12 protein-coding genes, 1 tRNA gene and 1 pseudogene are annotated in these 11,798 nt (G+C 51.2%); 3 read left to right on the forward strand and 11 right to left on the reverse strand.

Annotated elements, in window-relative coordinates; all coding sequences use genetic code 11:
• Nucleotides 1-18: 18 nt before the first annotated feature.
• A complete protein-coding gene (gene yjjJ, locus WH277_RS24760; RefSeq protein WP_133842441.1) occupies nucleotides 19-1,323 on the reverse strand; it encodes a type II toxin-antitoxin system HipA family toxin YjjJ in 1,305 nt (434 codons plus the stop codon).
• 276 nt (nucleotides 1,324-1,599) lie between these two features.
• On the opposite strand from yjjJ, the gene WH277_RS24765 reads away from it, so the two are divergent.
• Together WH277_RS24765 and WH277_RS24770 are read left to right on the forward strand one after the other, a co-directional pair.
• On the forward strand, nucleotides 1,600-2,598 hold the full coding sequence (locus tag WH277_RS24765) for an aldo/keto reductase (RefSeq protein ID WP_133842440.1): 999 nt from the start codon (nucleotides 1,600-1,602) through the stop codon (nucleotides 2,596-2,598).
• Between the two features lie 331 nt (nucleotides 2,599-2,929).
• Nucleotides 2,930-3,079, forward strand: a pseudogene (locus WH277_RS24770) (transposase); the annotation flags it as partial.
• A 188-nt stretch (nucleotides 3,080-3,267) separates the two neighbouring features.
• On the opposite strand, the gene WH277_RS24775 reads toward WH277_RS24770, so the two are convergent.
• From WH277_RS24775 to WH277_RS24810, 8 genes are read right to left on the reverse strand one after another with little or no spacing between them, the layout of a single operon-like run.
• Complete coding sequence (locus WH277_RS24775) at nucleotides 3,268-4,455, reverse strand: acetyl-CoA C-acetyltransferase (protein WP_339507293.1); 1,188 nt, start codon at nucleotides 4,453-4,455, stop codon at nucleotides 3,268-3,270.
• A complete protein-coding gene (locus WH277_RS24780; RefSeq protein WP_133842438.1) occupies nucleotides 4,452-4,865 on the reverse strand; it encodes a carboxymuconolactone decarboxylase family protein in 414 nt (137 codons plus the stop codon). Before WH277_RS24780 ends, WH277_RS24775 begins: the two co-directional genes overlap by 4 nt.
• Nucleotides 4,858-6,072: an MFS transporter gene (locus tag WH277_RS24785; protein ID WP_133842437.1), complete on the reverse strand. Its 1,215-nt coding sequence runs from the start codon at nucleotides 6,070-6,072 to the stop codon at nucleotides 4,858-4,860. Before WH277_RS24785 ends, WH277_RS24780 begins: the two co-directional genes overlap by 8 nt.
• A 22-nt stretch (nucleotides 6,073-6,094) precedes the next feature.
• Nucleotides 6,095-6,745, reverse strand: a complete 651-nt coding sequence (locus WH277_RS24790) for an HAD family hydrolase (RefSeq protein WP_167863332.1) — start codon at nucleotides 6,743-6,745, stop codon at nucleotides 6,095-6,097.
• A gap of 3 nt (nucleotides 6,746-6,748) precedes the next feature.
• Nucleotides 6,749-6,973 carry a tautomerase family protein gene (locus WH277_RS24795; protein WP_133842435.1) on the reverse strand — a complete coding sequence of 75 codons (225 nt, stop codon included), beginning with the start codon at nucleotides 6,971-6,973 and terminating at the stop codon, nucleotides 6,749-6,751.
• Between the two features lie 7 nt (nucleotides 6,974-6,980).
• On the reverse strand, nucleotides 6,981-7,814 hold the full coding sequence (locus WH277_RS24800) for a hypothetical protein (protein ID WP_159336846.1): 834 nt from the start codon (nucleotides 7,812-7,814) through the stop codon (nucleotides 6,981-6,983).
• A complete protein-coding gene (locus WH277_RS24805) occupies nucleotides 7,807-8,583 on the reverse strand; it encodes an AfsA-related hotdog domain-containing protein (protein WP_133842433.1) in 777 nt (258 codons plus the stop codon). The genes WH277_RS24800 and WH277_RS24805 overlap by 8 nt, the downstream gene beginning before the upstream one ends.
• Before the next feature lie 10 nt (nucleotides 8,584-8,593).
• On the reverse strand, nucleotides 8,594-9,205 hold the full coding sequence (locus WH277_RS24810) for a hypothetical protein (RefSeq protein ID WP_133842432.1): 612 nt from the start codon (nucleotides 9,203-9,205) through the stop codon (nucleotides 8,594-8,596).
• Nucleotides 9,206-9,396: 191 nt separating this feature from the next.
• Here WH277_RS24810 and WH277_RS24815 point away from each other — a divergent pair, with 191 nt between their 5' ends.
• Nucleotides 9,397-10,323 carry a LysR family transcriptional regulator gene (locus tag WH277_RS24815; RefSeq protein WP_133842431.1) on the forward strand — a complete coding sequence of 309 codons (927 nt, stop codon included), beginning with the start codon at nucleotides 9,397-9,399 and terminating at the stop codon, nucleotides 10,321-10,323.
• A gap of 407 nt (nucleotides 10,324-10,730) precedes the next feature.
• On the opposite strand, the gene WH277_RS24820 is transcribed toward WH277_RS24815, so the two are convergent.
• Both WH277_RS24820 and WH277_RS24825 read right to left on the reverse strand, forming a co-directional pair.
• Nucleotides 10,731-10,807, reverse strand: a tRNA-Ile gene (locus WH277_RS24820).
• Between the two features lie 145 nt (nucleotides 10,808-10,952).
• Nucleotides 10,953-11,507 carry a histidine phosphatase family protein gene (locus WH277_RS24825; RefSeq protein WP_133842430.1) on the reverse strand — a complete coding sequence of 185 codons (555 nt, stop codon included), beginning with the start codon at nucleotides 11,505-11,507 and terminating at the stop codon, nucleotides 10,953-10,955.
• Between the last annotated feature and the right edge of the window lie 291 nt (nucleotides 11,508-11,798).

The raw sequence follows: 11,798 nt of genomic DNA on the forward strand, positions 1-11,798 counted from the left end.
TAACGTTGAACCCGCCTCTTATCCCAGGCGGGCGATACGCGATCTGGCCTCGTCAAGGTGGCGGCGTAAGGCCTCAAGGCAGGGGGTGAAACTGGCGGAAAAGCGATCGCAGCTGCTGGCTATAGCAAAGAAGTTCTCCGCCAGACCCAGTGCTTCCCGCCAGACATCCCCACTAATCACTTCCGATAGTGACGCGGGTCGAAGCTCGTTCACGATTGCGCCACTCGCTTTGGGTGCGAACCCCATAGGCAGAACGTCATAGGCTGGTGCGAGGTGATATGGGCGACCATGGTGACTGATGAACGACAGGTTTCCGTGGTGCATATCGGTATTGCCAATCAGGACCCCGAATGCCCAAAGCCGTGCGGTGTCAACGGCGGCATCAGCATGGACATGGCCTTCCGTAATCAGGCTATTGACCAGCGCTGGCCATGAAGCCCTGGCATTACCGACAAACTCTGCATCCAGTGCCCGCAGCGAGAAGACGCCGACACGGCCCATTTGGCCAATGCGATCGAATCGGGGGATCTCGAGGAAGCGCTGTCCAGCAAAATCAAATACCTCTGTTTTAACACCCAGCACCTTTAGCGCCAGGTGTTCGGCCAGCAGGAGGTCGCGCCAGCGTTCGCTAACCGGGTTGTCATCCGGGGCCGAGAATTTCACTAACACATGGCCACGTTCTGTATAGGTGCAGAATTTCGGCTGTTCACCACCCGCAGATGATCCTGGCGCCTCACCCGCAGCCGCCGCCACGGCCAGCTCGGGGTAGGTTGTGTCGCGATCAACGGGGTGGGGTTCTGGCATCTCCAGGAAACGCTCCCGTGCCTGCTCCCCTATCAGCAGGTTGCCGATCGCATCATGACCCTGTGCGAGCAACGCCCTGACCACATCCGCGTCTGACCATTGCTCTGGGTTCGCCGCCAGGCCCAGCCCGACCGCGTGCGTCGATGCCCAGGCTCGCCCGAGATATCCTTGCGGTCGCATGTCAAACAGCCACCACGGCAGCCCGTCGCTATGGAGGCTCACATTGTCGGTTTGCACCATGACAAACCCGTCAGGGCGAACCGGAATCAGCTCGCCAAGAGGCTGAACGCGCCCTTCATCGGTGATGCGGTAAACAGGTGCAGACCTGAATCTGCGCCAGGTATCGCGCAGGGCATATTGAATAGAGGGACCCGCCCCGAATCGAACAAGATCGTCACCAAGCTGCCTCAATGCACGGGACAGTGTTGGCTGGCTAATTTTCATTTTTTCAATCAGTTGCCGTGCTTGCATTGGCCCCTGACTGAGCAACTGGCGTATCGTGTCGAAGCGATCAGGCATAATGTTGAATCACTGAGTGAATAGATAAGTGAATAGATAAATGAATGGGTATCCTATCAATTAATATGTCACTCGTCACCTCCCCGTTGGGGGAGTGGGCTGAGTACGTCAACGCCCCACGTATCGTTCTCGGACAGCGTCATACCGGTAATATATATATTGAAGCCATGCCAACTATCTAAACACTCAGTCCGATACTTTTTTTGCATAACGAAAATGACAATTCATCAATTCGAATAGAGATGAAACAATCAGATAGCTTAAAAAGGAGAACTTATGCATACCCGAAATCTATCTCAAAACCTCTCTGTCAGTTCTGTTGGCTATGGTGCCATGGGGCTGAGCGAATTTTATGGTCAGACTGACGATCAGGCCTCCCTGAAGCTCTTACATAAACTCGTTGACCTCGATATCACCTTTATTGACACCGCAAACCTGTATGGCCGTGGCCACAATGAACGTCTGATCGGCCATTTTCTTGCCGGTCTGGACAAGACGACTCGTGAGCAGTTCAAAATCGCCACCAAGTGTGGCATCGATCGCTCGCCTGATGAATCCTACGCCCGCACCATCAACAACCAGCCTGACTACATCACCCGCTGCTGTAATGAATCTCTCAAAAGACTGGGCGTTGAACGTATTGATCTTTTTTATCTGCACCGGGTCAGTCAGGCGACGCCCATCGAAGAGAGCATGGAATGCCTGAGCCGCCTTGTTAAAGAAGGCAAGATTAACCACATCGGTCTTTGTGAAGTCTCTGCGGCTACCCTGCACCGGGCGCATGCCGTACACCCGCTGGCAGCCCTGCAGACCGAATATTCACTGTGGACGCGTGATATTGAACAGGAAATTCTGCCGGCTGTGAAAGCGTTGGGCATTGGTCTGGTTCCCTACTCTCCTCTGGGCAGAGGTTTCCTGACCGGTAAGTATCGTAATAATAGTGATTTTGCAGAAGGTGACTTCCGCAAAAACAATGAGCGGTTCATCCAGTCGAGTCTTGATCACAATGCTCAGCTGCTTGACGTTATGGGCCCGCTCGCGAAAAAATATGGCTGCACTACGGGTCAGATTGCGCTGGCCTGGTTGCTTGCACAGTATGACAAGCTGGTGCCTATCCCAGGAACCAAGCACATCAGTTACCTGACCGAGAATGCGCAGGCGGCCAATATTGTTCTGGAAGCAACCGATATCACCCTGCTGAACAACATTCATCAGCGCGTTGAGATCAAAGGCGGCCGCTACTCTGAGGAGGGCATGAAAGGCGTTAACGCCTGAGTACTGAGCTCATAAAAAAACCGGGCAATGCCCTAATGCCGATCCGGTGGCTGGTATAGAAAGGGTTCATGTTCATCATGGACCCTTTTTAAATGGAACTTTCATAAGCCCTCGGCATTATCAATGCCACCTTCCCAGAGTACGCCCGTAGCCTCTCAGACCTCATTCCTGCTGAATTCATTCAGAAAGCGTTAACGTTGACTGACACTGTCACGCTCCGCAAACTTCCTCTTGAATCCATGGATGGTGTTGTCTGGCGCACGGCAGACACGCCGGAAAACAGCGCTGCCTTCAGCCGCTGAAAACACACACACAATATCAAGTCGTGCGTACAGACCAGAATCGCTATCCGGGCAATAATATCAGTGACTTATATCGACACAGATGGGAAATCGAACGGGGTTATCGGGAAGTGAAACAGGGAATGTTGGACAGTCGCTGGACGTTACGCAGCAAGTTGCCAGAACTGGCGCGGCAGGAGTGGCGAGCTAACAACGTTGTATGAGAAAGAAAATGGCGGGTATTACCGGGGGAGAAGAGAGCGAAGTTACCCTCGGAAACGAAGAGTAAATGCACAGAAATATTCGGCGAGAAAAACGGCTGATCACCTTAAGTGACCAGCATTAGGGCATTGCCCGGTTTTTAATTTCTGGATATGACGGCTGACTGTTAGCTTTTCTGCCGGTAAACGCTCAGCGCGACACCTTCGCCACCGCCAACACACAGTGCAGCCATACCGCGTTGGCTGTTGGTTCGTATCAGGCCGTGTACAAGCGTGACCAGTATACGGCACCCCGACGATCCAATAGCATGACCAAGCGCGATAGCACCACCGTAAGGGTTGATGCGCTCTTGTGAAATGCCTGTCTGAGCGATAACTGCGAGAGCCTGCGCCGCAAACGCCTCATTTGATTCGAGATGTTCAATGTCTTCTGGCTTCCAGCCTGAACGGGTAAGGCAGTCTGTGATTGCCTGTATCGGAGCGGCACCCATTAGTGCCGGCTTGATACCTGAGTTGGTGAACTCTCCCAGAGAAGCCAGAACCGGCAATCCCTGTGCCTCAGCCGTACGCCGGGTGCACAGAAGAACAGCGGCGGCACCGTCGTTAAGTGAGGAGGCATTACCAGCAGTTACTGTGCCCCCCTTTCTGAATACAGGTTTGAGCTTATAGAGCTTTTCAATGCTGGTCTGACGCGGACCTTCATCAGTATCAACCCTCTGCGTTTCACCCTTTCTGTTCTGCCACTCTACAGGAACAATTTCGCGTTCAAAGAGGTGCTGCTCCTGCGCCCTGATTGCCTTCATGTGGGATAAAAGCGCGAATTCGTCCTGCATTTCACGAGTGATACCAAACTCATCCGCCACGTTTTCAGCAGTAACGCCCATGTGGGTATCATCAAAAGCATCCCACAGCCCATCAGATACCAGACTGTCTTTCATCTCGCTGTTTCCGAGACGTGTCCCGGTACGCGACGATGTCAGGATATGCGGTGCACTGGACATGCTTTCCTGACCACCAGCAATCACAAACGTTGCCTCTCCGGTGAGCAGTGCCTGCATACCCAGATGAACCGATTTCAGGCCCGAACCGCAGACTTTGTTGATGGTCATACACTGTGTTTCGACAGGCAGCCCGGCTTTCAGTGCGGACTGGCGTGCGGGGTTGTGGGCCCCCCCCCCGGCGGTCAGAACCTGTCCCATAATGACCTGTGAAATCTCACTGGCTTTGACGCCGGACTCTTCAAGAAGCGCGCGTATAACATGACTTCCCAGCGCGACGGCGGAGTGCCCGGACAGTACACCCATAAATGCACCGGTTGCCGTGCGTCTTGCAGAAACAATCACTACTTCATTCATGCACTTTTTCCTTTCAGACCGGGTAATGTATGCCCGGTTGCCGCCATTGCGGCACGATAGGCAGTCAGGCCATTCATACAAGCCGGGACGCCTGCATAAACCGCCATCTGAATCACGATTTCAAGCAACTCCTCGGGCGTGACGCCGGTATTGAGCGCCGCTCTCATATGCAGCTCCAGCTGCGGCATCGCATTACCCAGCGTGACAAGTGATGCCACTGTCAGCATTTCACGGGTCTTGAGGTCCAGTCCGGGGCGTCCCACCACTGCACCAAATGCGTAGTCGGTGATCAGGGCCGGTAATGAAGGATCAAGTTCAGCCAGTCGTCCGGTGACTTTATCGGCAAGACCGGGTTCAAGGCGGTCCATGATGTCTTTGCCATAACGGGTCAGATCGCTAGCTTCACTCATAAGATTTCTCCAGAACGTTTTGTGCAGACGCCACGCGCGTCGGGATAGCCGCCACCAGCAGTACAGAGAGCCCGATGGCCACGCCGGCTACGACGTAGAGCATCGGAACTGAAAATGCGGATACCATCCACGCACCGGCAGAGGCACCGATACCGATAGCAGTGTTGAAAAATGAAACGTAAACCGCAGAGGCAGGAAAGGTTTTATCTTCAGCCAGGCGCAGGACCCACGTCTGGAAGCCCACAAAGATTCCGGATACTGCCACGCCCCAGATAACCATAGCGGTGAAGACAGCAGTGCCTGAAAGCGCTGAACCGGAAGTTCCCAGGAATACCAGTACCGCACAAATGAGCAGTACTGAAATGGATACTGTCGCCTTAAGATATTTATCAATCATCATGCCGGTCAGGAAATTGCCGGCAAGTCCCGCAATACCGTATACAAACAGCACAGCCGGAATAACAGATGTGGCCAGTGAATGCTGCGTGTGCAGCCAGGGTTCAATGTACGTAAAGGCTGCAAAGTGCGCGGTGACAGCGAGCAGCGTAGCAGAATAGATTTTCCACAGTGCAGATGATTTCAGTACGCTTTTGAGCGCCTCAAAGCCAATTGCGCTTTTGCTGGTGATCTGTGGGATCAGCACGCTGATACCGGCAAATGCCACCACGCTGAGTATCGCCATCAGCCAGAACGCCTGCCGCCAGCCGAAGTGAATGCCGATATAGTTTGAAACCGGCACGCCAAACACACTGGCTGCAGATACGCCACCAAATACGATTGAGGTAGCGGCACCAATATATCTTGTCGGCACAATGGAGACGGCTGTTGCCCCAATCATTGCCCAGAATGCACCGTGTGCCAGCGCTCCCAGCACACGTGCAGCCAGTAGTACCGTGTAAGTGCTCACCGTCGCGGCCAGTACGTTAGACAGGAAAAGGATCACGGTGAGCGTAAGCAGCAGCCGCTTCTTGGCCACATTGCCCAGAAACACTGATGCAAAAAGTGCGCTCAGTGCACCTACCCATGCATACAGTGAGACCGTCATACCCACGGCTGATTCAGACGCATGCAGGCCGTTTGCGATTGGCGTCAGCAGGCCAACAGGTGCCAGCTCTGTGGTGACGATCGTAAACGTTGAGAGAGCCAGAATAAAAAGAGCAAGCCACGACCTTAAGGTCATATCCTGCGGAGTGCTTTCTACGTTCATAATTTTTTACCTCTGGAATGATTTAAATAACGGGCCAGTGTTGGTGAATCGCATGACTGGCAAGCGATGACTTCTTTCCTACGCAAATCGGATGGCCGACGGATTCAAGCATGGGAATATCGGAGAGATCGTCTCCATAGGCATAGCAATCCGCAGGACTGATTTCTTTTCCGCGACAGAACGCAATAAGCGCCTCCCGTTTGCCACTGCCAATGGTCTGCGGCGTGCCTATTTCACCTGTCAGTGTTCCTGCCTCAGTGAGTTCCAGTGGGGCACAGAGAATCTCCGTGACACCCAGATATCGGGCAACCGGTGCAAGTACAGGACGCATCGATCCTGAAACAAAGATAGTCAGTCTGTTTTCCGCCTGATGCTGCTTAAGGGCTGCGACGGCACTGTTAATAAAGAGAGTTTTGACACACTGTGATCGGAACCATTTTTCACCCACCTCTTCCAGTTTTTTATAACTGACCCCAGAGAACTGTCGGTAATACTCTCTGTTCAGATACTCGCGACTCGTTCCTTTTTTAACGTTTTCCTTAAACTGCGTCATATAGCATTCAAGCGTGTTCATTTCATTATTTTCACGACACCAGAATGCGTAAAAATCAAACATGCTTTTAATTGTTATAAGGGTCTCGTCGACATCAAAAAATGCGGCTGATTTCTGCAAAGCTTATTCCTCGTAACTCTTTCTTCGGCTTTTTACCGGGAAATCTTTATGATCCCCGGGAATACCTGCATCAGACCAGCGTGAGGGCTGTATTTCAGAAATCACTACAGAGATTTTATCCAGCGGTGCTCCGGTGTTTTTATGCACGGCATAGGTAATGTCCTCATGCAGCCTGAGCATGTCGCCTTCGTCTTTAGCAGGCCAGGTCGTGATATGTACAAATGGCATTTTTAACTCACTTTACGGTAATTAATTCATCGAATGAGCGGCTTTTCAGTTTCAGATGTGCATGGATATCACCACCCAGCCCATACAGCCCAATTGCGCCCCCGTAGCTCTGGCGGGAACTCATATAAAGGACAACCACGTTAATTACCCGATTATCATTGCGTTCATGTGCCGGGAACGGATCGGGTAACTCCGCCCAGTAATCCGCATTGCCATCGTGGTCGGTAATAAATACGTTAGGGATACCCAGCGGTCCCGGCCGGCTTGGATTTTCAGTTGCCAGATCCTGCTCACGCAGGCTCATTACGGTATAAACACTGTCGGGAACCAGGTTGCGAAATGAGAACCTGAACAGCGCGCGCCGGCTGTCTCCTGACAGAAACACCTCAAGACTGCCTTCAGCGCGTAACCAGTCTGCCAGCGTGACAGGCGGGATCTGACGTTTACCGTCACTGCTGCGGTAATCTGCGATGTAGCCTTCATGCAAAGGCAGGCTAGGACGGCTTTCGGTATTAGCCTGTGGCCGCTGCTCTGGCGCGAACAGCATCCCGTAATTATTCAGCGGTACCGGCAGCGGAAGGGTATGCAGGATCACGTCCTTCAGTTCTGCCTGTGACATGTCATCGATATCACGCAATATTTTGTAGGGTGCCGTTTCTCCAAAGCCCGGAAGCGGGCTGTCTGCCGCCACAATCATGCTGCGCCATGCCAGGCCGTTGTCTCCTGGCACCATACCGACCACGACAAAGTTACCATCCTGATCCATTACCTCCGCAGGGGGATAAAGCGGCCCCTGCGTGGTAGCAGTCAGACGGTATTTCTGACTGCTTATTTCAGGCATGCGCTACCTCAAAGGTCGCACCCTGATGTTCTACTATCGCTGCCTGCATAGCCGCCTCAGCCAGGGATTTCTCTTTCTCAGAAATCAGCCCTGAAGGGTATACGGTGAATGAGACGTCCATGCTGGCGCAAAGCATCTGATGCTGCGTTACGCGCACCTGGGCTTTGAAACGGCCACGGCGGTCATTAACGTCCTTCTCAAGGTACTCAAAATGAACCAGCGCAGGTAAAGGAAACAGAAAACTCGAAAAGTTTATCGCCATGCTGTTAATGACGTAGTAACGCCCCGTTTCCTGCTTGTAGATAAATTCTTCAGTAATGGCGATAAACGCCTGACGGCTTGCCTCTACCAAAAGCATTCCCTGAATATGCTGACCGGTCTGATGATCGGCCATCAGCTCACAGCGCTCATCGATCAACAGCGGCATAGCAAAAAGATTACTGTTGTGCTCAGTCTGTTCTGCAGGACCTATCAGGACATTCTGTTCCAGCCGTTTATGGCAGTGTTCATTCTTTTTATCGTTAACAAGCTTTTCAAGAGAACACATTTTTAGTTTATTGCCGTGAATGGTATTTCTCGCCTGATTTGAAAGCACTTTCCCGGCAAAATCCTTACGCACACCCTGCCCGATAATAATTTCATGTTCTTTATCGATGATATTTGCAGGGATTTGCGTTAACAGCTCCAGCTGAGAAATAGTCAGGACATCTTTTCCATTTGCGAATTCATTGAATTTATCGCCGACAACAACCAGTTTCTTACAATTCATGAATCATTCCTCAGCAACAACAAGCGCGATAGATACGGGTATAGAGGCCTTCATTTCCTCCGGTAATATAGTTATCACCTGCCTGCTGAATGATTTCCTGGTAGCGTGCATTGGTAAAGGCTTCTTTATATGTTTCTTTATCGCCATTGAACGCAGAAATGAACATCACACCTGGCACGCCACTGATGAGCGAGTGAAAAGCTTCAAAGCTTTCGATCTTGTCTTTATTATCTCTTACAACGTTGAAGATCGTTTCGTCGCGCCACTGGCGATACTGCTCATAATTGTGTGCAGGAACTTCAACATGGCGCAGCTGAATATATTTTGTCTCAGGGAGATCTCTCTTGCTGTCGATAGGTGACTCGACAAACTTCAGAAGTTCTCTGCGAATATCCGCGGAAAGAACGTCAGCAAACTGATGGAACATAGATTCCATCTCTTCTTCCACCCATGATACTTCTTTAATGTCGTTAAACGAACGAAGTTCCAGTAATTCATTTACACCCTGTTCTTCACAAAAATAATAGCGCGTGCTCTCAGTGTTTTTTAATGACGAGAAAGTATCAGCAGAAACAGTATTTTTTAATGGGAATCGAGACACCAGCACATAGTTAGATGACATTATTATCTCCGAAAGGATATGGGATTAGATTTCGAGTGTAATTTATCAATCTGTGACGCAGGTGGAATTGTTAAATGTGTAATATAAATTTTGTATTACTGTAAAAGAGCCTTTTTCTGAAATGAAATTCCGTGTTATATCTTTACGTATAAATAAGATAGAATAATTTTTCTATTTGAAGGATGGAATCTATGGCAATTGCAGAACATTTAATCAGTAGCAACCTCCCCAGCGTTAAGCAGCTTCAGTGCTTTCTCGCTGTCGCACATGAGCTGAACTTCCGCAGAGCCGCAGAACGTCTCAGGATGACCCAACCTCCTCTGACCCGTCAGATAAAGTGCCTGGAAGCTGTGCTGGAGATACAGCTGTTTAGCCGCAGCACGCACGAGGTCAGTCTGACAGAGGCTGGTCGCGAACTGGTTATCAGGGCAGAGAAGCTCCTTCAGCAGCTCAGCGAAATGAAAACGGCTTCACCTTCCTCAAAGAAGAATCTGCGTATCGGTCTCACCCGTACGCTGAATTTTGAGCTGATAGAGCCTATCAACAAACAGCTCAATAAACTGGATGCCGGCGATGATGTTGAAACTCCCAATCTGACATCGGCGCAGCTGCTTCAATGTCTGTCAAAAAACACGCTTGATCTTGTGCTGACCGGCGAGAAAGGCACCGGTCATGAAGACATCGTCCAGTACCGTTGGGTCTACCGCGAGCCGCTGTTAATGGCAATGCCGGCTATGCATCCTGCAAGCCTGAAAGAAAAAGTCTCGCTGGAAGACATCTGTGATTTACCGCTCTTCTGGTTTGCAAGAAGCGCCAATCCCACCTTCTACGATAAGTGCGAAAGCTACTTCGATCGGCTCAGGTTTCCGCTTAAGCGGATCAAAGAGCCAGATGACTCACTGGTTATGCTCACCCACATCGCCCGGGGCAAGGGGTTTGCCTTGATGCCGCAGTCAAAGTGCACGTTCAATCAGGAGGGTCTATGCTACCGGGAGCTGTCCGATCACGAATCGTCAAAGCTGAATATCGATGTCTACGCGGCTACCCGACTCAATGAAAAGCGAGAAGACATCCTGAATGCGCAGGACGTGTTATGTTGTAACAATCTGTCAGAGTAGATTGGGGTATATAGTCAAAACTTTCTTCACGCCAGGCTTCGCCCCACTAATGATGAAAATCAGGGCACACAACAGCGAAGCACAGACCACAGATGCCCACCCGTTGCATAACGAAGATAAGTATTGCCCGTTTCTAATTAACGTTGATAAGCGCGGCAAGATCTTGCCATGACGCTGATGGCCTGACAGATCTCATACTACAAGCAAATTTGTTTAAGGCTGACGAAGCCGGCTTCTTTGTCACGCCGCTCACTCACTTTCTTGTCGAGTCTGTCAAACAGGCTCCTATGTTCTGTGTGCTGATAGCAGGTGATGCAGCATGTGGATGACATCACCCACTACCTCACCTGTAACGCCAGAAAACAAAAAGGACTCAGCCAGTTTCCTGTCTAAGTCCTTGATAAATTTGGTGGCCCCAGCTGGACTTGAACCAGCGACCAAGCGATTATGAGTCGCGTGCTCTAACCAACTGAGCTATGGGGCCTGAGGCGCAGGATTATAATGTAACTCTGCGGCACGATCCAGCGCTTAACATGTGTATGATGCATTTCCAGGCAAAAATACGATATCGCGAACTGGTTGAATCATAACCATTATCTCTCCAGACCTGCTCTCATGCGCCTTTAGCGCTAAATCACCGGTGGATGATAAATGGCGCTGCTCCAGTAGCGGCTGCTGGCGTGTTTCTCTCCCAGCCAGCCAAGATGACGTAAGCGGCGTGCAATCAGCTTATTCATAATGCCGTGACCCACCAGCAGTACATTGCCTTCGGCAGACAGGGCGATCAGGCGATCGGCGGCGAGCACCGCACGCTGTTTTGCCTCAGCGTAAGACTCTACCTGTCCGGCGTAGCCCAGCAGCCACATCACCCGCAGCAGCGGCAGCCACAGCAGCGGCGATAAAGCCGGGAAGGCCAGCGGCATAACGGGCAGTGCCACTTCACGATAGACTGCATCGACCCGGTTGGCCTGCCTGCCGAGTTTTGCCAGCGACGAAATGGCACGCGGTAATGTGCTGGTGACAATCCAATCCGCCTCTGCGGCCAGCCTCAGGCTGCGTTCTGGCGGCAGGTCACAGATCTCGGCCAGATCGTAGGCCTCGCACCATTCCGCCATCGCCAGTGAGGAGCGGCGGCCTGGCAGAGAGTGATCGGGCTTGCCGTGGCGCATTAATGTAATCGTCATTATTTCTCGCCTGATAAGAGCCTATCCCATTAGGCTATTTTATTTGCCATTAATGTACGCCTACTGGGCCAGGCTCTAAGTGTGTTTTTCAGCTTAACCATCCCCCCCGACAAACACAAACCTGAAGCTAATGTGCAGATTGTCATCTCTTCGCAATACTCGGGGGCTAAAACGTCAGTGTTGAAAGCGTGTTCAGCTTCATTTGCCTTAAGTTTGCGCACGGTTTCAATAGTGAAAAAAAATCGCATGTTTTTTGGACGATTTATTTCATTGATTTTATTGATTTTCTAA

Origin of the sequence: Erwinia sp. MYb416 (genome assembly GCF_037479575.1) — a bacterium.
Classification (GTDB): Bacteria; Pseudomonadota; Gammaproteobacteria; order Enterobacterales; family Enterobacteriaceae; genus Erwinia; species Erwinia rhapontici.

Excerpts from the sequence above, each read along its gene's own strand:
- WH277_RS24795 (WP_133842435.1), bottom strand. The coding sequence starts at position 6,973 with ATGCCATTTGTACATATCACGACCTGGCCTGCTAAAGACGAAGGCGAC.
- WH277_RS24800 (WP_159336846.1), bottom strand. The coding sequence starts at position 7,814 with ATGCCTGAAATAAGCAGTCAGAAATACCGTCTGACTGCTACCACGCAG.
- yjjJ (WP_133842441.1), bottom strand. The coding sequence starts at position 1,323 with ATGCCTGATCGCTTCGACACGATACGCCAGTTGCTCAGTCAGGGGCCA.
- WH277_RS24785 (WP_133842437.1), bottom strand. The coding sequence starts at position 6,072 with ATGAACGTAGAAAGCACTCCGCAGGATATGACCTTAAGGTCGTGGCTT.
- WH277_RS24810 (WP_133842432.1), bottom strand. The coding sequence starts at position 9,205 with ATGTCATCTAACTATGTGCTGGTGTCTCGATTCCCATTAAAAAATACT.
- WH277_RS24765 (WP_133842440.1), top strand. The coding sequence starts at position 1,600 with ATGCATACCCGAAATCTATCTCAAAACCTCTCTGTCAGTTCTGTTGGC.
- WH277_RS24805 (WP_133842433.1), bottom strand. The coding sequence starts at position 8,583 with ATGAATTGTAAGAAACTGGTTGTTGTCGGCGATAAATTCAATGAATTC.
- WH277_RS24815 (WP_133842431.1), top strand. The coding sequence starts at position 9,397 with ATGGCAATTGCAGAACATTTAATCAGTAGCAACCTCCCCAGCGTTAAG.
- WH277_RS24775 (WP_339507293.1), bottom strand. The coding sequence starts at position 4,455 with ATGAATGAAGTAGTGATTGTTTCTGCAAGACGCACGGCAACCGGTGCA.
- WH277_RS24780 (WP_133842438.1), bottom strand. The coding sequence starts at position 4,865 with ATGAGTGAAGCTAGCGATCTGACCCGTTATGGCAAAGACATCATGGAC.
- WH277_RS24825 (WP_133842430.1), bottom strand. The coding sequence starts at position 11,507 with ATGACGATTACATTAATGCGCCACGGCAAGCCCGATCACTCTCTGCCA.